Annotated in this window: 19 protein-coding genes, 5 tRNA genes and 1 pseudogene; 10 read left to right on the plus strand and 15 right to left on the minus strand. The window is 73.9% G+C overall.

Annotated features, from left to right (window positions below; all coding sequences use genetic code 11):
* Positions 1-145: 145 nt before the first annotated feature.
* Positions 146-3877, plus strand: coding sequence for a nicotinate-nucleotide--dimethylbenzimidazole phosphoribosyltransferase (cobT, locus tag ACZ6ZR_RS17250; protein WP_465643099.1), 3732 nt, complete (start codon positions 146-148; stop codon positions 3875-3877).
* Positions 3878-3980: 103 nt separating this feature from the next.
* Entirely contained in the window at positions 3981-5222 is a 1242-nt protein-coding gene (cobA, locus tag ACZ6ZR_RS17255; protein WP_465643100.1) for a uroporphyrinogen-III C-methyltransferase, read from the plus strand.
* A 385-nt stretch (positions 5223-5607) separates the two neighbouring features.
* Here cobA and ACZ6ZR_RS17260 read toward each other — a convergent pair whose 3' ends face one another.
* Together ACZ6ZR_RS17260 and ACZ6ZR_RS17265 are read right to left on the minus strand one after the other, a co-directional pair.
* Positions 5608-5994, minus strand: coding sequence for a hypothetical protein (locus ACZ6ZR_RS17260; RefSeq protein ID WP_465643101.1), 387 nt, complete (start codon positions 5992-5994; stop codon positions 5608-5610).
* Between the two features lie 198 nt (positions 5995-6192).
* Positions 6193-6762 carry a Uma2 family endonuclease gene (locus tag ACZ6ZR_RS17265; RefSeq protein WP_465643102.1) on the minus strand — a complete coding sequence of 190 codons (570 nt, stop codon included), beginning with the start codon at positions 6760-6762 and terminating at the stop codon, positions 6193-6195.
* A gap of 136 nt (positions 6763-6898) precedes the next feature.
* Here ACZ6ZR_RS17265 and ACZ6ZR_RS17270 point away from each other — a divergent pair, with 136 nt between their 5' ends.
* Positions 6899-7930: a Rossmann-fold NAD(P)-binding domain-containing protein gene (locus ACZ6ZR_RS17270; RefSeq protein WP_465643103.1), complete on the plus strand. Its 1032-nt coding sequence runs from the start codon at positions 6899-6901 to the stop codon at positions 7928-7930.
* A gap of 7 nt (positions 7931-7937) precedes the next feature.
* Here ACZ6ZR_RS17270 and ACZ6ZR_RS17275 read toward each other — a convergent pair whose 3' ends face one another.
* A complete protein-coding gene (locus tag ACZ6ZR_RS17275) occupies positions 7938-8804 on the minus strand; it encodes an LPXTG cell wall anchor domain-containing protein (RefSeq protein ID WP_465643104.1) in 867 nt (288 codons plus the stop codon).
* Positions 8805-8929: 125 nt separating this feature from the next.
* Positions 8930-9301 carry a hypothetical protein gene (locus ACZ6ZR_RS17280; RefSeq protein ID WP_465643106.1) on the minus strand — a complete coding sequence of 124 codons (372 nt, stop codon included), beginning with the start codon at positions 9299-9301 and terminating at the stop codon, positions 8930-8932.
* Positions 9302-9360: 59 nt separating this feature from the next.
* Here ACZ6ZR_RS17280 and ACZ6ZR_RS17285 point away from each other — a divergent pair, with 59 nt between their 5' ends.
* Positions 9361-10167 (plus strand): TrmH family RNA methyltransferase, encoded by an 807-nt coding sequence (locus ACZ6ZR_RS17285; RefSeq protein ID WP_465643108.1) that lies wholly within the window; start codon positions 9361-9363, stop codon positions 10165-10167.
* Positions 10168-10188: 21 nt separating this feature from the next.
* On the opposite strand, the gene ACZ6ZR_RS17290 is transcribed toward ACZ6ZR_RS17285, so the two are convergent.
* The 5 genes from ACZ6ZR_RS17290 to ACZ6ZR_RS17310 form a co-directional block, all read right to left on the minus strand.
* Positions 10189-11109, minus strand: coding sequence for a hypothetical protein (locus ACZ6ZR_RS17290; RefSeq protein ID WP_465643110.1), 921 nt, complete (start codon positions 11107-11109; stop codon positions 10189-10191).
* Positions 11106-11741, minus strand: coding sequence for a hypothetical protein (locus ACZ6ZR_RS17295; RefSeq protein ID WP_465643112.1), 636 nt, complete (start codon positions 11739-11741; stop codon positions 11106-11108). The genes ACZ6ZR_RS17290 and ACZ6ZR_RS17295 overlap by 4 nt, the downstream gene beginning before the upstream one ends.
* A gap of 105 nt (positions 11742-11846) precedes the next feature.
* A tRNA-Trp gene (locus tag ACZ6ZR_RS17300) sits at positions 11847-11920 on the minus strand.
* Positions 11921-11994: transfer RNA gene (locus ACZ6ZR_RS17305), tRNA-Ile, on the minus strand.
* 49 nt (positions 11995-12043) lie between these two features.
* On the minus strand, positions 12044-12541 hold the full coding sequence (locus ACZ6ZR_RS17310; protein ID WP_465643114.1) for an HAD domain-containing protein: 498 nt from the start codon (positions 12539-12541) through the stop codon (positions 12044-12046).
* 285 nt (positions 12542-12826) lie between these two features.
* Here ACZ6ZR_RS17310 and ACZ6ZR_RS17315 point away from each other — a divergent pair, with 285 nt between their 5' ends.
* From ACZ6ZR_RS17315 to ACZ6ZR_RS17330, 4 genes are all read left to right on the plus strand, one after another.
* Positions 12827-13759 carry an ABC transporter permease gene (locus ACZ6ZR_RS17315; protein ID WP_465643116.1) on the plus strand — a complete coding sequence of 311 codons (933 nt, stop codon included), beginning with the start codon at positions 12827-12829 and terminating at the stop codon, positions 13757-13759.
* 71 nt (positions 13760-13830) lie between these two features.
* Positions 13831-15582 (plus strand): ABC transporter substrate-binding protein, encoded by a 1752-nt coding sequence (locus ACZ6ZR_RS17320; RefSeq protein ID WP_465643118.1) that lies wholly within the window; start codon positions 13831-13833, stop codon positions 15580-15582.
* Positions 15583-15647: 65 nt separating this feature from the next.
* Positions 15648-16640 (plus strand): ABC transporter permease, encoded by a 993-nt coding sequence (locus ACZ6ZR_RS17325; RefSeq protein WP_465643120.1) that lies wholly within the window; start codon positions 15648-15650, stop codon positions 16638-16640.
* Positions 16641-16663: 23 nt separating this feature from the next.
* On the plus strand, positions 16664-18364 hold the full coding sequence (locus ACZ6ZR_RS17330; RefSeq protein WP_465643122.1) for a dipeptide ABC transporter ATP-binding protein: 1701 nt from the start codon (positions 16664-16666) through the stop codon (positions 18362-18364).
* 121 nt (positions 18365-18485) lie between these two features.
* Here ACZ6ZR_RS17330 and ACZ6ZR_RS17335 read toward each other — a convergent pair whose 3' ends face one another.
* Complete coding sequence (locus ACZ6ZR_RS17335; protein WP_465643124.1) at positions 18486-18914, minus strand: hypothetical protein; 429 nt, start codon at positions 18912-18914, stop codon at positions 18486-18488.
* Positions 18898-19863 (minus strand): hypothetical protein, encoded by a 966-nt coding sequence (locus ACZ6ZR_RS17340; protein ID WP_465643126.1) that lies wholly within the window; start codon positions 19861-19863, stop codon positions 18898-18900. Before ACZ6ZR_RS17340 ends, ACZ6ZR_RS17335 begins: the two co-directional genes overlap by 17 nt.
* 222 nt (positions 19864-20085) lie before the next feature.
* Between ACZ6ZR_RS17340 and ACZ6ZR_RS17345 the strand changes: the two genes are divergently transcribed.
* On the plus strand, positions 20086-21702 hold the full coding sequence (locus ACZ6ZR_RS17345; protein WP_465643166.1) for an ABC-F family ATP-binding cassette domain-containing protein: 1617 nt from the start codon (positions 20086-20088) through the stop codon (positions 21700-21702).
* 755 nt (positions 21703-22457) lie between these two features.
* On the opposite strand, the pseudogene ACZ6ZR_RS17350 reads toward ACZ6ZR_RS17345, so the two are convergent.
* A pseudogene (locus ACZ6ZR_RS17350) lies at positions 22458-23792 on the minus strand (serine/threonine-protein kinase); the annotation flags it as partial.
* A gap of 462 nt (positions 23793-24254) precedes the next feature.
* On the opposite strand from ACZ6ZR_RS17350, the gene ACZ6ZR_RS17355 reads away from it, so the two are divergent.
* The gene (locus tag ACZ6ZR_RS17355) at positions 24255-24458 is read left to right on the plus strand and encodes a hypothetical protein (protein WP_345278959.1); all 204 of its coding nucleotides are present in this window, start codon (positions 24255-24257) and stop codon (positions 24456-24458) included.
* A 231-nt stretch (positions 24459-24689) separates the two neighbouring features.
* Here the strand turns inward: ACZ6ZR_RS17355 and ACZ6ZR_RS17360 are convergent.
* From ACZ6ZR_RS17360 to ACZ6ZR_RS17370, 3 genes are all read right to left on the minus strand, one after another.
* A tRNA-Val gene (locus ACZ6ZR_RS17360) sits at positions 24690-24764 on the minus strand.
* 30 nt (positions 24765-24794) lie between these two features.
* Positions 24795-24866, minus strand: a tRNA-Val gene (locus ACZ6ZR_RS17365).
* Between the two features lie 30 nt (positions 24867-24896).
* Positions 24897-24968, minus strand: a tRNA-Val gene (locus tag ACZ6ZR_RS17370).
* Between the last annotated feature and the right edge of the window lie 6 nt (positions 24969-24974).

Below are 24974 nucleotides of genomic sequence, written 5' to 3' on the forward strand. Positions count from 1 at the left end.
GGTCCGGAAGCACGGCACGGCGGACGCCGGGCAGCTGGACGAACGGATGGACGGGCGGGAGCACGGCCCGCCCCGAGCGGAGTTGGGCGCGGTGGTCGGCGACCGTCGCGCCAAGGGTGCGGCAGCGCCCGGAAGGAGCTTTGACATGACCGATGGCGGCCACGTTCCCAGCGAGGGCCTGCCCGAGCACCTGCTCGGCGGCGCCGACCCGCTCGGCCGCCCGGAGGGCGTCCCGCTGCCGGGGCAGGCCCCGGCCCGGCACGCCGCGTACACCTTCCTCGACGACGAGGAGGAGGACCTGCTGCTGATGCCCGGCCCGCAGGCCTCCTGGGGCGACGTCCCGGTGCACGGCGCGGTCGAGACCGTGATGGTCGGCGAGACCCCGGTCCAGGCTCCGGTCCCGGCCCCTGTCGTCGCTCCGGTCACCGCCGCCGCGCCCGGCCTCGGGTCGCCGCTGGTCGACACCGTGACGCTCCGTCCGGTCGACGAGCTCGGCGGCACCCCGGCCCACGGCACCCCCGTCCAGGGGACCCCGGCCCACGGCACCCCGCTCCAGGCCGACCCGGTTCACGGCGCCCCGGTGGTCCAGGGCACTCCCGCCCACGGCACCCCGGTCGAGCCGTCCTGGCCGCCGCTGGCCCCGCCGGCGTCGGCCGACCCCGCCGCCGCCGTCCCGTTCGTCGATCCGCTCACCGACCCGCTCGCCGCCGCGTCCTACCCGGGTGCCCCGGTGGCCGGCCCCGGCGCGGTCCAGTTCACCCCGCCCGGCGTGGTGCCGGAAGCGCTGGCGAACACCGTCCCGGCCGCCGCGCCGCCGGTGCCCGCAGAACCGGTTGTGCAGACTGCCCCGGTGACGGCCCCTCAGCCGCAGCGCCGCCCGCTGCACGCCGGGCCGCCCATCCCGGACCCGTCCCTGATGACCGGTCACGTCCCGGTCCGCTCGCTGGCCGACCGCGGCCCGTCCGGGGGCACCCCCGCGTACGGCGTACCGATCGTGCCGGCGGCCGCCCCCGTGGCGCCGCCCCTGCAGGCCGCCGCGGTGCAGGTGCAGGCCGTCCCGGTGCCCGCGCAGCTCCAGCCGGAGCCCGTCGCCCCGGTCCGGCCCGAGCCCGGGCCCGCGCCGGTGGTCGAGCCCGTCCCGACGGAGCCGGTGGCCGTCGAGCCGGCCGAGCCCGTCGCGGTGGAGGTCGTTGCGGAGGTCTTCGCGGTCGAGCCGGTGGCCGTGCAGTCGGTGGCGGTGGAGTCCGTCATGGTGCTCGAGGCCGAGCCGGCCGTCGTGGAGACCGTGGCCAACGAGGCTCCGGTCACCGTGCCCGTCGAGACCGCGGCACCCGCCGCCGAGACCCAGCAGCTGCCGCAGGCTCCGGCCGAGGCGGCCGTGGCGGCCGTGGAGCCGCTGGAGGCCCCGGTCGAGGCCGGGCAGCAGTCCGAGCAGCCGGCTGTGGAGCCGGTGGCCGAGGCCGTCCCGATCTCGCTGGAGCCGGTCTTCGTGGAGCCGGTGGCCGTCCCCGCCGCCCAGCCCGAGGCGGCCCCGGAGGCCGTCACGGAGCCGGTCGAGCAGTCCGCCGCAGAGCCGGCCGAGGCCGTGGCCGTGGCCGTCCCCGCCACCGTCGAGCCGGCCGAACAGACCGTCAGCGAGCCGACCGCGCCGCCGGAGCAGGCCCCTGCCGACGTCGAGGTCGTGGCCGAGGTCACGTCCGCTGACGCCCCGTCCGTCGAGGCCGCAGAGCCCGCCGCGGCCGAGCTCGCCGTCGAGCAGCCGGAGACCGTCGCCATCCCGGCGCAGGCCGCCGCCCCGGCCCGTCAGCCCGGCCGGATCTCCGCCTTCCTGGCCGCCCCGGCCCCGAACGGTCTGCCGACCGTTGAGGCCGAGCCGCAGCCGGGCCAGGCCGCCGTCCCGGGCGACGCCACCCCCGAGCCGGTCCCCGCCCCCGCCGAGCCGGCGCCGGTCGCGCTGCCCGAGGTGCCCGAGCAGGCCCTGGACGGCGCGGAGCTGACGGCCGCTCAGCCCGAGCCGGCCGCCGCCCCCGCCGAGGAGCCGTCCGCCGAGGCCGCCGCCACCGAGCCCGAGCACCAGGACCCGGAGCAGGCCGAGGCCGAGGCCGTCGCCGAGGAGGAGCGTCCGCCCGCCGCCCCCGGTTTCGACGAGGCCGCCCGCGAGGCCGTCCACCAGGTGATCCGGGAGCGCCGCGACATCCGCAACGGCTTCCGTCCCGACCCGATCCCGCACGAGGTGCTGATCCGGGTCCTGGAGGCCGCCCACACCGCGCCCAGCGTCGGCTACTCGCAGCCCTGGGACTTCGTGGTGATCCGCTCCGCCAAGACCCGCCGCAAGATGCACGAACTGGCGGAGCGTCAGCGCGAGGCGTACGCCGACTCGCTGCCCAAGGCCCGGGCCAAGCAGTTCAAGGAAATCAAGATCGAGGCCATCCTCGACACCCCGGTGAACATCGTGGTCACCGCCGACCGCACCCGTGGCGGCCGCCACACCCTGGGCCGCCACACCCAGCCGCAGATGGCCCCGTACTCGGCCGCCCTGGCCGTCGAGAACCTCTGGCTGGCCGCCCGCGCCGAGGGCCTGGGCGTCGGCTGGGTGAGCTTCTTCGACGAGGAGGAGATGGTCCGCGAGCTCGGCCTGCCGGACCACCTCGACGTCGTCGCGTACCTCTGCGTCGGCTACGTGGACTCCTTCCCGGACGAGCCCGAGCTCCAGCAGCAGGGCTGGGCCAAGAAGCGCCCGCTCTCCTGGGTGGTGCACGAGGAGCAGTACGGCAACCGGGCCCTGCCGGGCGAGGAGCCGTCCGACCTGCTGGCCGAGACCCTGCGCGGCATCCGCCCGCTGGACGCCAAGGCGCTCGGCGAGGCCTGGGACCGGCAGAAGCGGATGACCAAGCCGGCCGGTTCGCTGGGTGTGCTGGAGATCATCGGCGCGCAGCTCAGCGGCCTCTCCCGCAAGTGCCCGCCGCCGATCCCGGAGCCCGGCTGCGTCGCGGTCTTCGCCGGTGACCACGGCGTGCACGCCCAGGGCGTCACCCCCTGGCCGCAGGAGGTCACCGCGCAGATGGTGGCCAACTTCCTGGCCGGGGGAGCGGTGGTCAACGCCTTCGCCGCCCAGGTCGGCGCCGAGGTCTGCGTGGTCGACGTCGGCGTGGCCTCCGAGCTGCCGGGCCCGGTCCAGAACGGCCGCACCACCGGCCTGCTCCCGCGCAAGGTCAAGGCCGGCACGGACGACATGACCCAGGGCCCGGCGATGAGCCGGGAGGAGGCGCTCAAGGCGATCGAGGTCGGCATCGAGACCGCCCGCGACCTGGTCTCGGCCGGCAACAAGGTGCTGATCACCGGCGACATGGGCATCGCCAACACCACCGCCTCGGCCGCCCTGATCGCCGTCTTCGCCGGCCTCGACCCGGCCGAGGTGACCGGGCGCGGCACCGGCATCGACGACCAGACCCACGCCCGCAAGATCGAGGTCATCCGGACAGCGCTGGCCCTCCACCAGCCCGACCCGGCTGACCCGATCGGCGTACTGGCCGCCGTCGGCGGTCTGGAGCACGCGGCCATCGCCGGCTTCCTGCTCGGCGCCGCCTCGCTGCGCACCCCGGTGATCCTGGACGGCGTCATCGCCGGTTCGGCCGCACTGGTCGCCAAGGCCATCGCCCCCGAGGTGCTGGCCGCCTGCATCGCCGGCCACCGCTCCGCCGAGCCCGGCCACAAGGCCGCGCTGGACAAGCTCGGACTGCGCCCGCTGATCGAGCTCGACCTGCGCCTCGGCGAGGGGACCGGCGCCCTGCTGGCCCTCCCGCTGGTGCAGAGTGCGGCCCGCGCGATGCACGATGTAGCCACCTTCGACTCCGCCGGCGTCACCGAGAAGAACTGACGTTCCACCAGCACTCCTCCGCACCGGCCCGAGGGCGCGCCGGTGCGGAGGAGTGCTGCCGTACTACGTAAGACCCTCTCCCACAGCCCCAGGAGCACCGCCGATGACCACCCCCGCGCCCAACCCCCACCCCAGCACCGAGGGCCGCACCCCCTACCCCGTCGGGCTGCTGCTCACCGGCCGCCGCGTCGTCGTGGTCGGAGGCGGCCAGGTCGCCCAGCGCCGCCTCCCGGCGCTGCTCGCCGCCGGGGCGGACGTGCACCTGATATCGCCCTCCACCACCCCCGCCGTCCAGGCGATGGCCGACGCGGGCGAGCTCACCTGGCACCGGCGCGGCTACGCCGAGGGAGACCTCGCCGACTCCTGGTACGCCCTGGTCGCCACCGACGACCCGGCCGTGAACAGCGCAGTCTCCGCCGAGGCCGAGCGCCTGCGGGTGTTCTGCGCCCGCAGCGACGACGCCGCCGCCGCCACCGCCTGGACCCCGGCCTCCGGTCGCGACTCCGGAGCCACCGTCTCGGTCCTCACCGGTGACCCGCGCCACTCCGCCGCGCTGCGCAACGCCATCGTGGACGGCCTGCGGGACGGCTCCCTGGCGGCCCGTCAGTTCCGCACCCGCGGCGCGGGCGTGGCCCTGGTCGGCGGCGGCCCCGGCGATCCGGACCTGATCACCGTGCGCGGCCGCCGCCTGCTGGCCGACGCCGACGTGGTGGTGGCCGACCGGCTCGCCCCGCGCGAGCTGCTCGCCGAACTGCCGCCGCACGTCGAGGTGATCGACGCCTCCAAGATCCCCTACGGCCGCTACATGGCCCAGGAGGCGATCAACCAGACCCTGATCGACCACGCCAAGGCCGGCAAGTTCGTGGTCCGCCTCAAGGGCGGCGACCCGTACGTCTTCGGGCGCGGCGGCGAGGAGCTGCTGGCCTGCGTGGAAGCCGGCATCCCGGTCACCGTGGTCCCCGGCATCTCCAGCTCCATCTCCGTCCCGGCGGCGGTCGGCATCCCGGTCACCCACCGCGGCATGACCCACGAGTTCACCGTCATCTCCGGCCACGTCGGCCCCGACGAGCGCTCCCTCACCAACTGGGACGCAGCCGCCCGGATGACCGGCACCCTGGTCCTCCTGATGGCCGTCGACAAGATCGGCGCCATCGCCGCCAAACTCATCTCCGCCGGCCGCCCCGCCACCACCCCCGTCGCCGTCGTCCAGGAGGGCACCACCGCCGCCCAGCGCCGCGTCGACGCCACCCTGGCCACCGTCGCCGACACCGTCACGGCCGAGGGCATCAAGCCCCCGGCCGTCATCGTCATCGGCGACGTCGTCAACGTCCTCGGCCACTCCTGACCTGACCCCCCGTCACGCCCCCGCCCCTCGCCGGGCGGGGGCGTGACCGTCGGGATCCCGGACCCTGCACCGGCTCCGCTGCCAGCGCGGGTCCAACTCGACGCGTGGACGGGCGGCTTCGCCGTCAGGTTGCCACGACCGAACGCCGAGGCCGCCTCCGCGCACGCCTCGCCACCCAACGCCTCCGCGCCCTCCACCGCGCCGGCCACCCCCTCGACGGCGCCGACATCCCCCCGGTGCGCCACCGCCATGACGCCCTCTGGCACGCCTGACCGCGCCGGGCCCACCAGGTTGCCCGGCTCGACGACGGAGACCCGGACGCAGGTCAGGTCCGGGTTGCGCAGCTCGGTCATGGCGACATCCGCCCAGCCCGGACCGAAAGGCGCTATCGAACCGGGCCGCGTTCGTCGACGGACACGGTGGGCTCGGTCAGGACGGCCCCGGCCTCCGCGACCAGGCCCCCGAGCCGCTCCCAGAACGCACCGTCCGCGGGTGGCTCGGCCGACGGTTCGTCGAGCTCGGGCCGGTAGGGCGAGCCGGCGACCGCTTCCGCGTACACGCCCGGCGGCAGGACGGTGGGCAGTGGCCCGCCGCCGCCCACGTAGGGGTCGTCTTGTTCGCCGCAGTGCACGAAGAACCCGCCGCTGCCCGACAGCCGGCAGCAGAGACCCTCCGGCGCCAGCATGTTCCGCAGCAGCGCGAGCCCGGTGGTGAGCGGAACCGACGCACCGTCATGGAACCCGGTGGGGCCCTCGGGGAAGAGCTCGGCCATCAACTGCCCCGCCGGGCGGGGGAGGACATGATGGGAGAAGAAGCCGCCCAGCGGGCCGGTCGCGGGTGGACAGGAGAGAAGATCATCCGGCCAGCGCTTGCGGACCCAACGGCCGGTCGCCGCAGGATCGTTGCCTCCGGGGTGCCCTGGCCGCGTCCTCGTGACCTGTGCCCCCGGCGCCCGCCTCCTGTACCGCTCTCAGGCCGGGTAGCGGATCAGGCCGTCGGTGGCCAGGTCGAAGGCGAACGGCTCCGGGATCGGCACCGTGTCGCCGAACTTCCCGCTCCATCGCCGGTGATACGCCCCGGCTCCCGGCTCGGAGTGCAGCGTCACCACCCCTTCCAGCGGGTCGATCAGCAGGTAGACCGGAATGTCCATCAAGGGATAGTCACGGACCTTGCCCACCAGGTCGTTCTCGGGGTTGGACGGTGAGACGATCTCCACCGCGATCGCCGCCAGTTCGGCCGGGACGTCGTTCCCGCCCAGCTCGACCACGGAGACGGGGATGTAGGTCAGGTCGGGATTGAGGAGCTTGCCGACGTTCGGCGATGCCAGATCGGTGTTCTCACTCGGCATCAGGCCGACGGGCCGGTGGGCGTCGAACTGCTCCCGGACGATCAGCAGGTTCCGCTGGTGGATCACCGACGGCCCGGCCGTCACGATGATCTCATCACCCGAGACCTCGATCTTCCAGCCCGCCGGCGGGGTCAGGCTCTGCGCGTACGCGAGGAGTTGGGTGCGACGCTCGGGGACGCGGTGGTCGGCCATGCCGACCTCCTCGCACCCGCCACGGTTCGCATCGCTGTTCTTCCGTGCCTCACTGGGGCACTGATCCCTCTGCCTCCTGATCCGCCGTCAGCGAAGGGCCTGGCGAGGGGAGCGGGGGAGTGCTTGGGTGGGTGGCATGGATCTTCTCGTACTCGGTGGGACCGCCTGGCTCGGGCGGGAAGTCTCACGGCAGGCGCTCGCCCTAGGACACCGCGTGACCTGTCTGGCCCGGGGCGAGAGCGGGCAGGTGGCGGAGGGTGCCGCGCTGGTCGCCGCCGACCGCTCGCAGCCCGGTGCGTACCGGGAACTGACGGGGCGTGACTGGGACGCCGTGGTGGAGGTGAGCTGGCAGCCCGGGTTCGTCCGGGACGCGCTGGACGCCCTCGCACCGCGGGCCCGGCACTGGAGCTACGTCTCCTCGGTGAGCGCGTACGCCGAGGCGCCCTTCGGCGCCGACGAGTCCACCCCGCTGCTCCCGCCGATTGAGGGCCGCGAGGCCACCCGCGAGACGTACGGCGAAGCCAAGGTGGCCTGCGAGCTGGCCTCCGCGAAGGCCCTCGGCGACCGCCTGCTGATCGCCCGCGCCGGGCTGATCGGCGGCCCCGGCGACCGCAGCGGCCGTACCCCGTACTGGGTGGCCCGCGCCGCCCGCGACCCCGAGGCACCGCTCCTCGTCCCCGACACCCCGGCCCTCCCCACCCAGGCGATCGACGTCCGCGACCTCGCCGCCTGGCTGCTCCACTGCGCGCAGAAGGGCACGACCGGCACCTTCGACGCGGTCGGCCCGGTGCTCCCGTTCGCCGAGTGGGTGGAGCTCTCCCGCACCGTCGGCGGCCACACCGGCCCCGTCGTCCCGGCCCCCTCCGCCTGGCTGCAGGAGCAGGGCGTCAACCAGTGGATGGGCCCGGACTCCCTCCCCATGTGGCTGGCCGATCCCGAGCTGCAGAGCCACTCCACCCGCCCGGGCGCGGCCGCCCTCGCGACCGGGATGACCCACCGTCCCCGCACCGAGGTCCTCGCCGACCTGCTCCACTGGGTCCGCACCGACGCCCCGGACCTCGCCGCCGGCCTGACCCCGGCCCGGGAGCACGAGCTGCTCACCGCCCTGGCCGACACCGGCACCGGCAACACCACCGGCAACACCACCGGCACCGGCACCACCGCCTGACCGTCCGTCAGCGCCGTCGCCGCCCGGCCCCGGCGAGCAGCAGCCCTCCCAGGACGGACAGACCCCCGGCGACGGTGAGCAGTACGGGCGCGTCCCCGGCCCCGGTCTCCGGCAGGCTGCCCTCGGCGACGGGGGCCCCGACCTCCGGGGACCAGGCGTCGGCGGGCGGGACGGGCGGCGTGACTTCCGGAGCCGTGGACGGTCGCTCGGACGGCACCGGCACCGGCACCGACACGGGCGCCTCCGGCGCGGCCCCCACCGGGCTCGCCGGAGCCGGCGCCTGCGGCGAGGCGGCCACCGTGACGGGCCGCCAGTTCGCGGTGTCCGAGGCAGCCAGGGTGCGGCTCGTGGTCCGGCTGTCCAGGAAGCCCTGGCAGTCCTCCCGGGCCGAGGCGGTGACCAGGAACTGAGGGTCCGTCACCGGTTCCGCCGCCTCCGCCCGCACCTCCCCCGAACCGGCCGCCGCCCGCCGTACGCACAGCCGGGTCCCGCCGGCTCCGTCCGGCAGCTCAAGCAGCCCGTCCGTCAGCGTGCCCACCACGCACAGCGGTGTCCCGCCGAACGCCGCCCCGGCGGGCGGATCGGCCGCCAGCCCGGGGTTGACCCCGCCCGGGTTGTTCATCACCGCGACCATCCGGCCGCCCTCGAACCAGGCCGGGTCCACGTCCACCTTCCTCGGGTCCCCGGGCAGCGTGGTGTTCGGATCACAGGCCGCCACCGTGTACGGCGTACCGGCCCGGGGCTGCGCCGCCCCGGCCGACGGAGCCACCCCGACGGGCAGCGCCATCCCGACCGGCAGCGCAGCCCCGACCGGCGGAGCCGTCCCGAGCACCAGCAACCCGGCCGCCACGGCCACCCCGGACGATCGCCGCACGGGCGGACTCCACTCTCTGGACGGGTACGTACCGACCCGCCCAGTCTCGGCACGCCCACCCCTCCCGCCGGGAAGCAGGGCTGACGCACCGTCCGCCGCCACCCGATGGGCGCAGTCCCCGGCCGTCAGACGCTGAGGCGGAGCCGCTCCACGGCCGGCAGCACGGTCGGCATCTCATCCGTCACCCAGGCGTACTCCAGCGCGGACAGGAGCTCCCCGCCCTCGGCCCACAGCAGCAGTTCACCGATGTACTCGCCGGCCTCGTCGTACACCTCGGCGCCCACCGGGAGCAGCACCGACCTCCGGCCGGAGTCCGCCGCCCCGCGCACCCGCAGGTCGACACTGACCGACCCGGCGGACCAGGCGGCCACCACCTCGACCCGGTCGAGTCGGGCGCGCAGCTGCGGGGCGCCGGGGAAGTCGGCCGCGAGCAGGTGCTCCAGTACGGCCCGCTCCGCGGCGTTCAACGGGCGGGGTTCGATCGGTTCGACGGCCATCCGCCCATCATCACCGATCGCCGAACGCCGCCCCTCCCCACCTGTGCCAAGATCGACGGGTGGCAGAACCGAGCACCATCACCGACCCGACCGACCCGCGCCTGGCCGACTACACCGGCCTGACCGACGTCGAACTGCGCCGCCGGCGCGAGCCCGAGGAGGGCCTCTTCATCGCCGAGGGCGAGAAGGTGATCCGCCGGGCGGTTGCGGCCGGGTTCCGGATGCGGTCGATGCTGCTCACCCCGAAGTGGCTGGACGTGATGGCCGACGTGATCGCCGAGACCCCGGCGCCCGTCCACGTGGTCGAGCCCGCGCTCGCCGAGGAGGTCACCGGCTACCACGTGCACCGCGGCGCGCTCGCCTCGATGGAACGCAAGCCGCTCCCCGAGGCCGCCGAACTCCTCACCGGCGCCCGCCGGGTGGCCGTCCTGGAAGGCCTGGTCGACCACACCAACATCGGCGCCATCTTCCGCAGCGCCGCCGCCCTCGGCATGGACGCCGTCCTGCTCTCCCCGGACTGCGCCGACCCGCTCTACCGACGGGCCGTCAAGGTCTCGATGGGCGCGGTCTTCTCCGTCCCCTACGCCCGTCTCGACCCCTGGCCCGCCGCCCTGGTCACCGTCCGCGAGGCCGGCTTCGAACTGCTCGCCCTCACCCCGTCCGGCGCCGACGACCTCAACGCCACCGCCCCGCACACCCTCCCCAAGGCCGCCGTCATGCTCGGCGCCGAGGGCGACGGCCTCACCCCGAAGGCCCTCGCCGCCGCCACCCGCCGGGTGCGCATCCCGATGTCCCACGGCGTCGACTCCCTCAACGTCGGAGCCGCCGCGGCCGTCACCTTCTACGCCGTCAACACCGGGATCTGACGGGGCACTTTCCGTCGGGGGTCAGCAGGTGGCGCGCCCGAGGGTTCCCCGGGCGGAGTAGGGGACGAACTCCAGGCGGACGGCATCGGTGCGCGGAAGGACGAGGGCGACACCGGCCCTCTCGGTCCAGGTCCGCGGCAGCAGCACGTAGCTGTTCGCGGACTGGAGCACGAGGACGAGGCCCTCGTAGCGGTACCCGAAGGCCGACCCGGGGCTGCTGCACCGGATCTCGCGCACCCCGGGCTCGCCGATGCTCAGGCTGCGCTCGCTGAGAACCACGGCGGTGGCGTAGCCCGGCATCTGCGTCACGAACTCCCGGGCCCGGCCACGGCCGACAGCGGCGGCGTAGTCGTTGGCGGCCCAGAAGAGGCTGAGTCCCACGAGCAGGAAGACCACGGCCCACTCGGCGACGACGGCCCATTCGGCACGAGGGGCGGGGGGCGGGTCCGTGCGGGCCGGCCCTTCCCGCACCGCGGTCGTGCGGTGCAGATGCAGCACGTACGCCAACAGGACCACCCCGGAGGCCAGGCTGAGCGGCGCCGCCACCAGATGGCCGGACAGGAACGTCGGAGCCAGGACGCTCCACAGCCCACCCACCGTCAGCAGGAGCCCCACCCCCGCCAGGACGGGCAGCAGCACCCGCAGAACCCGGGGCCGGTCCCCGGCGGCCAGCCGGACGCGCACCAGGTCATGCCCCCAGAACGCGACGAGACCGACCGCCGCCGTCACCGCCATCGGCACGAACAGGGCGTCGAGACTGCGCATCAGGTAGTCGGTGGTGCCCAGGCCGAGAACGGTGGCGTTGAGCCCGAAGTAGTCGAAGAACCAGTACGCGTGGTGCCAGCCGAAGTAGTAGAGCAGTGCGGTGACGAGAGTGGTCGGCGCGACGACGGCGCCCAGCAACGCCCCCAACCGCCGGACCGGAGGCGGACTCGCCGTCATGACACCGAGGGCGCAGGAGCCGATGTCGTCGAACCACCCTCGTCAGGGCCGGTCGTCCCGCGGCCGGGGACGCTCGTCGTCCCACCGCCGGGAACACCGGGCGTCGCGTAGTCATCGGGCACCGCACTGGGCGAGCCGGACGAAGGACAGGGCACGGCGCCGATGACGAGGACGACATCGCCGCGACGGAACGCGCCGCCACTGGGCGGGTTCATCCGCACATAGCCACAGGGAACCCCCACCGGGCTGGTGTAGCTGCGCTCGAGCGTCACGCACAGCGTTCCGCCGCACTCCTCCTCGAACTTCTTCTTCAGGTCGTGCCAGGCATCGCTGCCCTCGTAGAAGTACTGCCCGCTCTGCTCAAAGGCCGGAATCCTCAGCGGCGCCCCCGGCGCGACACCCCCACCACTCCCACCACCGGTCACCCCGCCACCTCCGCCGGGGGCCGCAGCTCCGCTGCTCTCGCCGACCCCGGCCGGCGAGCTCACCTGCCCGCCACCACCGGCGTCCTTGGAACCACTCCCGCCGCAGGCCACGGCGGCGGCACCCAGCAGAAGGACCACACCCACGCGCGCGAACCGATACATCGCCACCATGAAGCAGACCGCCCTAAATGTGTCGAAGTGTCCCAAGAATGACACCTGACCCACTGTCAGCCCATTACGCAGGGCCATCGCGACACGAACGATCCCTCCGGCAGCCGCCGGTACCGGGATCCCACGACGCCGTTCACTCTGCACGGGTGGAGGGACTCGAACCCCCAGCCTGCCGTTTTGGAGACGGCTGCTCTGGCCAATTGAGCTACACCCGCTCAGCCCGGCTGGAGTTGAACCAGCGACCCCCGCCTTATCAGGGCGATGCTCTGACCGACTGGGCTACGGGCTGTCGGCCTCGCGGCCGGTGCCCTGATTCTGCGGCCCCGGCCGCCCCGGGGTCACCTGGATTTCCCGCGCAACCATGCGTCGAGGACCGCGAAGTCACCATCCGTCAGACCCCTGCGGGCGTCGACACGGTGGGTCAGGGCAGGGCCCGGGTGGTGAGCGGCGGCCCACGCCCGGTCGGCGGCGGTGACCTCGTCGTCGACCCAGACGAACGGGCGGCCGGCGGCCCAGGCCGCCAGGGTGCGGGTCTTCCAGTGCAGCCCGCGCCGCTGGTCCTCCTCCTCGTCCGCCCCGGCCGGGTCCGGCCAGGCCACCACCGGGAGCGGGGGAAGGCCGAGCCGTGGGGCGACGCACTCGTTCGCGTCCTCCAACCAGGTCGTCGCCCACACGAGTTCGCACGGCAGCGCCGCCAGCCGGGGCCCGTGCGCGGGGTCGATCCTGCCCAGGAGCGGGTTCGCGTCGCCGGCCGCCCCGTGGTCCGGGTACTCCTCGGGCGCCCCGCCGAAGGGGATGAGCGGGCCGTCGACATCGAGGAAGAGCAGCGAAGACATGACTCCACCCTAGATGTGGTGGAGGTCTCACCGGCCTCGGGTCGAGCACTACCTCAGCATTTGTCCGATTTCGCATGACGGCAACATTGCGGCGAAATGAAGCCGTTGCAATTCACGAAACAATGCACGAAAAGTGCCCCGCGAATGATTTGCGAAAGGCGCATCGCATCCGATCTGATGGCATTCGAAGGGCCGCCGGGAAACCCCCGGGCAGGCCGTCCGACCATGCACATCAGCGCACCCTCACCCACGGGGCGGCGGAGAATTTCGGGGAGTACGCCTCTCATGGCAGCACCACGCAGCACACCACTCTCCCGACTGCTCCGCGACCGCACCGGCGCCACCGCCCTCGCGGTGGTCACGGTCTTCCTCCTGCTCGCCCTCGCCGCCCCGCTGATCGCCGCCGCCTACGGCAAGAACCCCGCCGAGCACTACGGCCAGAACACGCCCGGCCTGCTCAGCGACTCGGGACTCCCCATGCTCCCCAACGGCGGGATCTCGGCCGACTTCTGGTTCGGCCTGGAGCCCGGCCTCGGCCGGGACGTGTTCACGCAGTTGCTCCACGGCATCCGCACGTCCCTCCTGATCGCCTTCGCGGCCGCCGGCGTCACCACCCTCCTCGGGGTCCTGGCGGGCGTCGCGGTCGGCTACCTCGGCGGGCTGACGGACCGTCTCTTCGGGTTCCTCGCCAACACTCTCCTCGCCTTCCCGACCCTGCTCCTGCTGCTCGCGCTCAGCCCCGTGGTCCAGTCCCGCCTGGTCGACCCGTCCCGGGCCGAGCCGGAGTGGATGCAATTCCTGGTGCTGATCCTGGTGTTCTCCGCATTCGGTTGGATTCCGCTCGCGCTCTCCCTCCGCTCCTCGGTGCGTTCGCTCCGGGAAAGGGATTTCGTGCAGTCCGCGAAGGCGCAAGGAGCGGGCGGATTCCACATCGTCTTCCGTGAACTGCTGCCGAACGTCCGGGCCCAGCTGCTGGTGCACGCGACGATGGCGGTGCCGGGCTTCGTGGCCTCCGAGGCGGTGCTGTCCTTCCTCGGGGTCGGCATCACCGAGCCCGTCCCGGACTGGGGCCGGATGATCTCGCGCGGTTCCGAGGTCTTCCAGGCCGATCCGACGTACATGGTCTTCCCCGGTGTGGCACTGCTGGTCTTCGTGCTCGCCTTCAACCTGCTCGGTGACGCCGTCCGCGACGCGCTGGACCCGCGCTCCGCCCGCTGAACCTCCTGAATCTCCGTCAGTCCAGAAACCCCTCTACCGCCCCACCGCACGGGGCAAGGAGTCACTCCGCCATGCGCCTGACCAAACCGACCCTCGCCGTCCTGGCCACCGCGCTGCTCGCCACCGCCTGCTCGGCGGGAGCCGGCGCCGGTACGGGCGGCACCGCCCCCGCCGCGAAGGACACCTCGCCGCTCACCGCCGCCCTCGGCAGCGAGAAGGAGAGCGCGGGCCCGGCCCCCGCCGTCCCCGGTGCCCGCCCCGGCGGGACGGTGAACGTCTACAACACCACCGACTTCCGCCACCTCGACCCGCAGAAGGTCTACGCGGGCGCCGCCTACAACACCTCGCTGCTGTGGGGCCGTCAGCTGACCCAGTACCAGGTGGTGGACGGCAAGGCGAAGCTGGTCGGCGACCTCGCCACCGACACCGGGACCGCCACCGACGGCGGCCGCACCTGGACGTACCGGCTCAAGGCCGGGGTGGCCTGGGAGGACGGCCGGCCGATCACCGCGCAGCAGGTGAAGTACGGCATCGAGCGTTCCTTCGGCAAGGGCTTCGAGGTCGGCCCGCCGTACTGGGCGCAGTGGCTGACCGGTGAGGCGAGCTACGAGGGGGCCCGGAAGAAGTACGCCGGCCCGCAGAGCGGCGACCTGGCCGCGATCGAGACGCCGGACGAGCGCACGGTCGTCTTCCGCTTCCCGCAGCCGCAGGCCGACGTGCCGTACATGGCCGCGCAGTCCTCCTCCTCGCCGGTGCGCGAGGACAAGGACACCGGCACCGACTACGACCGCCTGCCGTTCGCCAGCGGCCCGTACCGGATCGCCGAGCACGTGCAGAACACCCGCCTGGTGCTGGAGCGCAACCCGCACTGGAAGCCGGAGACCGACCCGATCCGCAGCCAGTACCCGGAGAAGTTCGTCTTCAGCTTCGGCAAGGAGGCGCTCAACATCAACCAGGAGATCCTCTCCGGCCGCGACGGCGGTGCCGACGCCACCACCGTGGCCACCCAGCTCTCGCCCGAGCTGTACCAGTCCACCGACACCGACCCCAAGGCCAAGGAGCTGGTGGTGACCGGCCGTCAGGGCGCCTTCGTCACCCAGCTGGTGGTCAACAACGAGCGGGTCCCCGACCCCGAGGTCCGCAAGGCCCTGCACCTGGCCTACCCGCGCCAGCAGGCCCGCCAGGTGCTCGGCGGCTCCCGGGTCGGCGAACTGGCCACCACGCTCAGCTCCCCGGCGCTGCTCGACTGGCAGAAGTACGACCTCTACCCGGCCAGGCCCGAGGGCGACCCGGAGGCCGCCAAGCAGGCGCTGGCCAAGGCCAAGCAGGCACCCACCAGCCTCACCTACGCCTACGCCAACACCCCGAACGGCCAGCGCGTCGCCCAGGTGCTGGTGGACGGCTTCGCCAAGGCGGGGATCACCCTCGTGCCCAAGCCGGTGGACGCCAAGGCGCTGCTGGACGAGGCGCACCGGGCTGACTCCCCGTACGACCTGTTCGAGGAGACCAGCTCGGTGGACTGGCCGACGCCGTCCACGCTGGTCCCGTTCTCCTTCGACGGCCGGGCCAACAGCGACCTCAACTCCGCCCGCTACCGCAACCCGGCTGTGGACCGGGAGATCGACCGGATCAACCAGATCGGCGAGCCCCGGCAGAAGGCCAAGGAGCTGTACGCGCTGGAGCAGACCGTGATGAAGGACCTCCCGGTGCTGCCCTTCGCCTACCCCAACGCCACCCAGCTGCGCGGCGCCAACGTCGGCGGCGCCTTCATCCACCCGATCTACGGGTCCGTCAGCCTCGCCTGGGTCTACCTCAAGGCCTGACCAGCCGTCAGGGCCCCGCCCTCACCCGGGCGGGGCCCTCCCACCCACGACCCACCGGACCGGCCATGCTCTCCTTCGCCCTGCGGCGTGCTCTCCAGGCCCTCGCCGTGCTGGCCGCGGTCTCCGCCGCCGCCTTCGTGCTCTTCCACGCCGCCCCCGCCGACCCGGCCCGGGCCGCCTGCGGTCCGCGCTGCGATTCGGGCCAGGTGGCGGCGGTCCGTCAGAGCATGGGCCTGGACCAGCCGTTGCTCGCCCAGTACACCGACTACCTCGCCGGGGTGGTGGCCGGCCGCGCGATCAGCGACGTGGACGGTTCGGTCATCGCCTGCGCCGCCCCCTGCCTCGGCTACTCCTACCGGCTGCACCAGCCCGTCACCCAGGCCCTGGCCGAGCACCTCCCGGTCACCCTCTCGCTCACCGCGGGGGCGCTGGCCGTCCTCCTCGTCCTGGGCCTCGGCACCGGCTTCGTCTCCGCGCTGCGCCACGGCACCCGCACCGACCGGCTGCTCTCCGGCTTCACCCTGCTCGGCGCCAGCGTGCAGATCTACTTCCTCGGCTACCTCGCCCAGTGGGCCCTGGTCTACACGACCGGCCTGCTGCCGCTGCCCGCCTACACCCCGCCCGCCACCGACCCCGCCGCCTGGGCGGGCGGGATGCTGCTGCCCTGGTTGGTGCTCGGCTTCGTCAACTCGGCGGTCTTCGCCCGGCTCTCCCGCGCCCAGCTGCTGGAGACCATGGACGAGGAGTACGTCCGGACCGCGCGCGGCAAGGGCCTGAGCCGGCTGCGGGCCCACCTGAAGTACACCTCGCGCGGTGCGGCCGGGCCGCTGGTCCAGCTGCTCGGGCTGGAGGCGGGCGCACTGCTCGGCGGCGCGGTGGTCACCGAGACCGTCTTCGGCCTCAACGGCGTCGGCACCTTCGCCGCCGAGGCGGTGGCCGGCCAGGACCTGCCCGCCGTGGTCGGCACCGTCCTGCTCGCCGCCTGCTTCGTCGTCCTCTTCGTGGCCCTGGCCGACCTGGTGGTGGCCTGGCTCGACCCACGCATCCGCCTCAGCTGACCGTGCCTCAGGGAGCTCCCACCATGACCCCGAACACCTCCACCGATCCGGTGCTGAGCGTCCGCGACCTCTCCGTCAGCTTCGCCGCCCGCGACGGCGCCGAGCCCGTGCGGGCCGTGCGCGGCCTCTCCTTCGACCTCGCCCCGGGCGAAGTCCTGGGCCTGGTCGGCGAGTCCGGCTCCGGCAAGTCCGCCACCGGGCTGGCCCTGCTCGGCCTGCACGACCCCCGGACCACCACCGTCACCGGCTCGGCCCGCCTCGGCGGGCAGGAGCTGGTCGGCGCGGGGGAGCGGGAGCTGCGCCGGGTGCGCGGCGGCCGGATCGCCCTGGTCTTCCAGGACGCGCTGACCTCGCTCAGCCCCTTCCACCCCGTCGGCGCCCAACTCGCCGAGGCCTACCGGCTGCACCACCCCGGCGCGGGCCGCACCGAGGCCCGCCGCCGGGCGGCAGCGATGCTCGACCGGGTCGGCATCCCGGCCGCCCGGGTGGGTGACCACCCGCACCGGTTCTCCGGCGGGATGCGCCAGCGGGTGATGATCGCGATGGCCCTGATGAACGAGCCGGACGTGCTGGTCGCCGACGAGCCCACCACCGCGCTGGACGCCCGGGTGCAGCGCCAAGTGCTGGACCTGCTGGGGGAGTTGCAGCGCGAGCACGGCACCGCCGTCCTGCTGGTCAGCCACGATCTGGGCGTGGTGGCCGGGCACACCGACCGCACCCTGGTGCTCCGCCACGGCGAGCCGGTGGAGACCGCCCCGACCGCCGAGCTGCTGTCCGCCCCGCGGCAGCCGTACACCCGCGCCCTGGTCGGCGCCGCGCTCACCCTGGACACCGTCCCGGGCTCGGTGCTGCCGACGGTCGACGACCCGTCACCCGCCCCGGCGGGTACCGCACCCAGGACGGTCGAACGCCCGGACACCTCCTGGCTGGTGGAGGCCGAGGAACTCTCCGTGCACTTCCCGGGCCGTCGCCGTCACCCCTTCCGGGCGGCCGAACCCTTCCGCGCCGTCGAGGGGTTGAGCCTGCGCATCGCCCCCGGCGAGACCCTCGGTCTGGTCGGCGAGTCCGGCTCCGGCAAGTCCACCACCTCCCGGGTGCTGGCCGGCCTGCAACGGCCCACCGGCGGCGTGATCCGCTACGACGGCCAGGACGCCACCCACCCCGACCGGGCCCTGCGCCGCCGCCTGGCCCGCGAGGTCCAACTGGTCTTCCAGGACCCGTACGCCTCCCTCAACCCCCGCCGTACGGTGGCCCAGACCCTGGACACCCCGCTCCGCCTGCACACCACCCTCAGCGCCCCCGAACGGCGCGAACGCTCCGCCGAACTCCTCGAACAGGTCGGCCTCCCCGCCGCCCACCTGGACCGCCACCCGCACGAGTTCTCCGGCGGCCAGCGCCAACGCATCGGCATCGCCCGGGCGTTGGCCCCCGGCCCGCGCCTGATCATCGCCGACGAACCGGTCTCCGCCCTCGACGTCTCGGTCCAGGCCCAGGTCCTCAACCTCCTCGCCGAACTCCGCGACCGCCTCGGCGTCGCCTTCCTCTTCGTCTCCCACGACCTCGCCGTGGTCCGCCACTTCTGCGACCGCGTCGCCGTCATGCACCACGGCCGCCTGGTCGAACAGTCCCCCCGCGACCACCTCTTCGCGGCGCCGCACACCGACTACACCCGCTCCCTGCTGGCGGCCGCCCACCTCACCTCGGCACAGCGGTTCCGCCAGTAGCCCGCACGTGGCCTCTGAGCGAGCACACTGAACTTCACAGGACGTCAGACCGTGCCGAACACGGGACGACTCGGTGCTCCAACCGTCAGGCGATGGACCGGAGCGCCGGGCGGCGGCAAGGCTAGCGGCGCCTGAACGTCCGGTTGAACTGTGCCACCAGATCGTCCACCTCGGCGGTGAACTCCGGCGGTTCGCCACTGCTGCCACAGCACGGCGGCTTCGTCCGCTTTCCTTCGGGTGGTGCTTCGAGCCCTGCTGCTTCCCACAGCGGGGGATAGACGTTGTGAGGGGTGTTCTCCTCGTGCAGGCCGACTGTGACGATCCAGGCCGTCATCTCCGAGTCGAACGCGACGACGGCGCGCAGCTGACCGTACAGATGCTTCACGCACACCCGGTCAATCGGGCTTTCTCCGGTCATCCGGTAGTCCAGAGCCTTGCAACCGTGCTTCTTCAGCTCGAGCAGCCACCCGTCGAAGGTCTTCTTCTCCACGCCGCGCAGTGCCTTGGCCGCTGCTAAGCCCAGGGTGGTGAACTTAACGTTCGTCGTCACCGAATTCCTCATCGTCCGTGCTCTGGGCCAGGTACTCCTCCAGGGCCACGCCCTCGCCGCGTCGCACCTGCTCCAGACTCTCCTGGAGCGCCGGGTCGTCGAGGACCTGCTGATCCTGCAACCGCTGCCACACGGCCTCCGCGAGACCCCGCTTCTTCCCGGCCGTCCTCAGCTCGTCCACGAGTACCTTGACCTCGTAGAGGCGCCGTGGGTCGACGAGCTTGACGGAGGTGGAGGGGTCTTCGGTCAGGGTGAGGATCCCAGAGGCAACCCAGGCATCCACGGTGCGGCGGGAGAGTCCGAGCAGGGTCGCGGCGACGGACACCCGGATCGGTGCGACATCCTCGAGGATGCTCTCCTTTGCCGCTTTGAGGTGACCCAGGGCTGCGGAACTGTCTCCCCGGTCGGTGGCGGAGCGGGCAGCGTCGAGCTCGGCAACAACCGCGAGGAGGTTCGCGGAGAACGTGCCGCTACGCCCACTGGCAGCCTTCGACGGCTCGGCCGGAGATTCCGGAACGGCGCCGAAGAGCCGCACCTCGGAGAGGGACTGCGCGAAGCTCTCGTAATGCTGGCGTGCCCGAACGGCCCTGGCGGTCGTGCCCGGCAGCGGTGAAGGCTCCGCCAGCGCGTGCAACGTGTCGGTGTACCTGGCTTGGAGGGCTGCACTCGACTGCGGATCGGACCAGTCGAGCCCAGAACCACTGCTCGGCGAGCAGCACGTCCAGATCGTCGACCACACGCGGGAGAAGGCCTCCGGGTTGTGGAGGATCACCTTGGCGAGTATCTCCGGCCGATCTCCGGCCACCGCCAGAAGGGCCGACGCGTCGGCGAACATCGCCACAGGCTGCCTGCCGCCCGTCGTCGGCCTGTTCTTCAGGGGGTCGACCGCATCGCTGCGGCGGCCGGCACGCGGGGGAGCTCCCGGGCTGGTCTGGGTCATATCGTCCACCCTTCTCACGTTACTGCTCATTATTACCCTGAAATCGGCAGTAGCAACGGGAAATCGCAGAGCTGCGGCCGAGTCCGCGCGAGTATCAGTACTGGGGCGAGACGAAGCGTCTTGCCATGCCTGCCCGTAGGGCTTACAGTTCTGCAAGACGAGACGGACCGTCTCGCTCGGAAGTCGAACGAAGGACCCAGCTTGCGCTCTGCCGCTCCCGCCGATACCCGCATCACCCTGTCCGAGGTCACCAAGCACTACGGTGACCGCCTCGTCCTCGACCGCGTCACCTGCACCGTCCGGCCCGGCGAACGGACCGGACTGGTGGGGGAGAACGGCGCCGGCAAGTCCACCCTGCTCCGACTGCTGGCTGGGCTGGAACGGCCCGACAACGGCACCGTCCGGGTCGACGTCCCCGGCGGCGTCGGCCACCTCGCCCAGACCCTCGACCTGCCGCCGGCCGCCACGGTGGGCCGGGCCGTCGACCTCGCCCTGGCCGGGCTGCGCGCCATCGAGGCCGACCTCCGGCTGGCCGAACTGACCCTCCCTCAGGACGGCCCCGAGGGCCTGGCCCGCTACGGCGAACTGCTCGCCACCTGGGAGGCCAGGGGCGGACCGGACGCCGACCGGGCCGTGGCCACGCTGCTGCGACGCCTCGGCGAACGGGCCCCGCTCGACCCGGACCGCCCGCTCGGCACCCTCTCCGGCGGCCAGCGCTCCCGGCTGGCCCTGGCCGGAGTGCTGGCCGGCGCACCCGAACTGCTGCTGCTCGACGAGCCGACCAACGACCTCGACGACGAGGCCGTGGCCTGGCTGGAGGAGCACCTGCGCGCCCACCCCGGCACGGTGGTCGCCGCCACCCACGACCGCGCCTTCCTGGAGCGGATCACCGACACCGTGCTGGAGGTGGACGAGGCCCGCCACACCCTCCACCGGCACGGCCACGGCTACCGGGGCTACCTCGCCGCCAAGGCGGCGGCCCGGGCCCGCTGGGCGCACGACCACCGGGAGTGGAAGGCCGAACTGGTCCGCCACACCGCCCTCGCCGAGACCGGCGCGCTCCGGCTGGCGGCCGTCCCGCGCAAGGCCCCCGCCGCGTTCAGCGGGGCGGGCGCCTTCCGGGCCCGGTCCCGGGCGCACGGGGCGATGAGCCGCGTCCGCAACGCCCGCGAGCAGCTCCACCGGCTCACCGAACGGCCGGTGCCGCCGCCCCCGGTGCCGCTGCGGTTCGCGGCCCGCGCGGCCGACGGCGGCGCACCGGGGCCGGTGGAGCTGACCGGCGTACGGGTCGAAGGGCGGCTCGCGCTGGACCTGCTCCGGCTGGAGCCCGGCGCCCGGCTGCTCGTCACGGGGCCGAACGGGGCGGGCAAGTCCACCCTGCTCCGGCTCCTGGCCGGGGAACTGACCCCCGATCAGGGCACCGTCCGCCGTCCGGCCCGGGCCGGCCTGCTCCGCCAGTACGCGGGGCCGGTCGCCGACGACCGCACCGTACTGGCCGCCTACGCGGCCGGCCGGCCCGGCGAACTCCCGGACCACGCCGAACAGTTGCTCACCCTCGGCCTGTTCCGCCCGGCGGATCTGGCCACCCCGGTCCGCCACCTCTCGGTCGGCAACCGCCGCCGCCTGGAACTGGCCCGGCTGCTCACCACCCCCACCGACCTGCTCCTGCTGGACGAGCCCACCAACCACCTGGCCCCCGCCCTGGTGGAGGAACTGGAGGAGGCCCTGACCCACTACCCCGGCACCCTGATCGTCGTCACCCACGACCGCCGCCTGCGCCGCACCCTGCGGGGCGGGCACCTGCGCCTGCGGGCGGAGACCGACGGCACCGCCCGCTGCGCGGACTGACGACCCGTCGGTGGGCAGCCCGCGTGCGGCGTGCGAGCCGATGTCTCACGTCGGTGGTCCGCCCCGCGCTGCGGCCGCCGCCGGCCCCGGGGTCAGCTGCCGGAGGGCGTCGCGGTGGGGGAGATCGCCGAGGGCGGGGCGCCGGCCGCCGCCGGGGCGGGGCCGGTGGGGAGGCCGGTGACGCCGGAGCCGGGCCAGGACTCCTCCAACTGCCCGTCGCCGCGCACCGTGTAACGGGTCGTCGACCCGGCCCCCGTCGCGGAGACCCGTTCCTCCCGGATCAGGGCGCCCGGCTCGACCCGCCAGGTCGCGGCGGCCTGCGGGTCGGCCACCGAGGTGCGGGCGGCGAGCAGGACGGGGGTGTCGGCGCTGAAGCCGTACAGCTGCACCAAGTCGGCCGGGGCGGAACCCTCCGCGCGGCGCAGCACCACCAGGGCCGCCGGGGCCCCGTGGTAGCGGGCCGGGACGACGGCGCTGAGCGAGACCTGCGGGCCGCCCTCGGCGGCCGAACGGCCGTCCCGCAGACGGATGGCGGCCCCGCCGGACGGGTCGGCGTAGCTGCGGTTGGCCCAGTCGGCAGCGGGCAGCGGACCGCCCGCGGGTGTCAGCCCGGAGTCGCCGGTCGGGCTCTTGGCCACGGCCGCGAACGGCGCGGAGGGCTGCACCCCGTCGATGGAGACGGAGACCGGCGCGCCGGAGCCGGCGGGGGAGGCAGCGGAGGAGTGCGGCGCGCGCAGCCCCTGGTCGGAGCGGTTCTCGCAGCCCTGCGCGGCGGCGATGGCCAGCGCCACCCCGACGGTCACGGTCACGAAGACCACCAGCCGCTGCCGGAGCAGCCGTCGCCGGGCCTCCCCGGGGCTGCCGGGACGGCCGGGCGCGGGGGTGTGCTGGCGGTCACGCCGGGGCGGGCCGGAGCGCGGCCCGGGCGGGACCGGCCGGCCACCGGGCACCGTGCTCCGCTCCCGGGTGGGGGCGGGCCTGGCGCCGGCAGGCCGGGGACCGGCGGGACGCCCACCCGGCTGCTCGCCCTGCCGCACGGCGGTCCGCTCCCCGGGGCGCGCCGAGCCCGTCGGACGGCCACCGGGGTGGGCGGCGTGCTCGCCCTGACGGTCCCTCAGTGCCTCGGCCGTGACGCCGGGCGGCATCGGCAGGGTGGCGGGCTGGTGCACCCCGGGCTGGTACGCGGCGGGCCGCGGCGGGGCCGCGGGACGCTGGGGTGCGGGGGCCCGCCCGGGCGGGGGAGCGGCGGTGGCCCGGCGGCCGGCGGCGGCGCCCCGGGCGGCCAGCTCGGTGAGCCGCTCGTGCAGCGCGGCCGCGCCGGGCCGCTCGGCCGGCTCCTTGGCCAGGCAGGCCCGTACCAGCGGTGCCAACTGCGGTGGCACGCCGGAGAGATCGGGCTCCTCGTGCACCACCCGGTAGAGCATCACCTCGGAGGAGGCCCCGGAGCCGAACGGCGAGTCCCCGGTGAGCGCGTAGGCCAGCGTGGCACCGAAGGCGAACACGTCGGTGGCCGGCGTCACGGCCGCGCCGCGGACCTGCTCGGGTGCCAGGAAGCCGGGGGAGCCGACGGCGGTGCCGACGTGGGTGAGCGTGGAGGCGCCGCGCGACCAGGCGATGCCGAAGTCGATGATCCGCGGGCCCTTGGGCGAGAGCAGGATGTTGGAGGGCTTGAGGTCGCGGTGGACCACCCCGGCCTCGTGCACCTTCACCAGCCCGTCGGCCAGCGCCGCCCCGATCCGGGCCGCTTCCGGCCAGGGCAGCGGCCCCTCCTCGCCGACCCGCTTGTAGAGCGAGGGCCCGGGCACGTACGCGGTCGCCAGCCAGGGCCGGTCCGCCTCGATGTCGGAGCCGACCACCCGGGCCGTGCAGGTGCCGCGGATCTTCGAGGCCGCCGCGATCTCCCGGGCGAACCGGGTGCGGAACTCGGCGTCCTCGGCCAGCTCGGCGCGGATCAGCTTGAGCGCGACCCGCTGCCCCTTGCGGTCCGAACCGAGGTAGACCACGCCCATCCCGCCGGCCCCGAGCCGACGGTGCAGACGGTAGGGGCCGACGATGCGGGGGTCCTCACGCCTCAGCCGCATCATCGCCATCGTCAGTTCTTCCCGTCAGTCCGGTGGTTGAGACCCCGTCGGGTGGGGCACCGTCAGAATCCTGTTCCGGCACAGCTTACGGACTCCGCGCTGCGGTGTGCTGATACGCAACACCACCGGGCCGGTCGGATTGTCCGATCTCCCCCGTACGTCGCCCGGACGCAGGTCGGACGCAGGTCGGACGCTCCCTCGGGGAGCTCCTCAGGGGCGCCCCTCAGGGTTCCCCCGGGGTTCGGCCACCCCCCGTCTCCCCCTCCAGTAGTACCTGAGGGGGAGGGGCGTCATCCTCCGGGAGGCCCACCGAACGGTACGCGGGCATGACGTCCGCGTCGGTGCCGCGCCATACCTTTGAGTCAGCGGTGGGCGGCCCGGCTCGTCCCCCGAGGTGAACCGCCCACCGCGACCGACACACCGGCATACCGGCAGACCAACGACCTTACGCAGAAGGCAGGAGCACCCACCATGGCCGTCCAGCTCAACGAGGCGGGACGTCGTCGCCTCGGGCTCCGCCCGGCTTCCGCCCGCTCCTCCGAGCAGGCCACCCGGCACCCGCTGGTGGCCGTGGCCATGGTGCTCCCCGTCGCGGTCGCCCTGCTGGTGCTCTTCGGCGGCTGGGACCAACTGGCGACCCAGACCAGGGCCGTCGCCGAACTGATCGGGCGCTGACCTTCTGGGGAGAGGGCAGGCGCCACGGCCGGAGCCGGCACCGCCACGGGCACGCGGACGGGCGGGCGGGGCGGTGCGGACAACACCTCCGGCGCACTGAGCAGGGGCCGGGTACGAGTCGTCGGTGAGGGCGGCACGTACCCGGCCCCTGCCGCATGTGCCCTGACGGGTCGTCAACTCCGGGCAACGCGAAGGGCCGTGATCCTGTTCGGATCACGGCCCTCGGCTGTCTGGTGCGCGATACTGGGATTGAACCAGTGACCCCTTCCGTGTCAGGGAAGTGCTCTCCCGCTGAGCTAATCGCGCCTGGTGGGGCTGGACTGCGGGTACTGCAAGTGCGCGATACTGGGATTGAACCAGTGACCCCTTCCGTGTCAGGGAAGTGCTCTCCCGCTGAGCTAATCGCGCCTGGTGAGGCCGTACTGCGGGTACTGCAAGTGCGCGATACTGGGATTGAACCAGTGACCCCTTCCGTGTCAGGGAAGTGCTCTCCCGCTGAGCTAATCGCGCCTGGTG

It is taken from the genome of Kitasatospora sp. NPDC088742 (assembly GCF_055584905.1).

Coding starts and splice junctions, on each gene's coding strand:
- ACZ6ZR_RS17310 (WP_465643114.1), bottom strand. CDS start 12,541: ATGTCTTCGCTGCTCTTCCTCGATGTCGACGGCCCGCTCATCCCCTTC.
- ACZ6ZR_RS17315 (WP_465643116.1), top strand. CDS start 12,827: ATGGCAGCACCACGCAGCACACCACTCTCCCGACTGCTCCGCGACCGC.
- ACZ6ZR_RS17325 (WP_465643120.1), top strand. CDS start 15,648: ATGCTCTCCTTCGCCCTGCGGCGTGCTCTCCAGGCCCTCGCCGTGCTG.
- ACZ6ZR_RS17265 (WP_465643102.1), bottom strand. CDS start 6,762: ATGGCCGACCACCGCGTCCCCGAGCGTCGCACCCAACTCCTCGCGTAC.
- cobT (WP_465643099.1), top strand. CDS start 146: ATGACCGATGGCGGCCACGTTCCCAGCGAGGGCCTGCCCGAGCACCTG.
- ACZ6ZR_RS17280 (WP_465643106.1), bottom strand. CDS start 9,301: ATGGCCGTCGAACCGATCGAACCCCGCCCGTTGAACGCCGCGGAGCGG.
- ACZ6ZR_RS17355 (WP_345278959.1), top strand. CDS start 24,255: ATGGCCGTCCAGCTCAACGAGGCGGGACGTCGTCGCCTCGGGCTCCGC.
- cobA (WP_465643100.1), top strand. CDS start 3,981: ATGACCACCCCCGCGCCCAACCCCCACCCCAGCACCGAGGGCCGCACC.
- ACZ6ZR_RS17270 (WP_465643103.1), top strand. CDS start 6,899: ATGGATCTTCTCGTACTCGGTGGGACCGCCTGGCTCGGGCGGGAAGTC.
- ACZ6ZR_RS17320 (WP_465643118.1), top strand. CDS start 13,831: ATGCGCCTGACCAAACCGACCCTCGCCGTCCTGGCCACCGCGCTGCTC.
- ACZ6ZR_RS17260 (WP_465643101.1), bottom strand. CDS start 5,994: ATGGCCGAGCTCTTCCCCGAGGGCCCCACCGGGTTCCATGACGGTGCG.
- ACZ6ZR_RS17330 (WP_465643122.1), top strand. CDS start 16,664: ATGACCCCGAACACCTCCACCGATCCGGTGCTGAGCGTCCGCGACCTC.
- ACZ6ZR_RS17290 (WP_465643110.1), bottom strand. CDS start 11,109: ATGACGGCGAGTCCGCCTCCGGTCCGGCGGTTGGGGGCGTTGCTGGGC.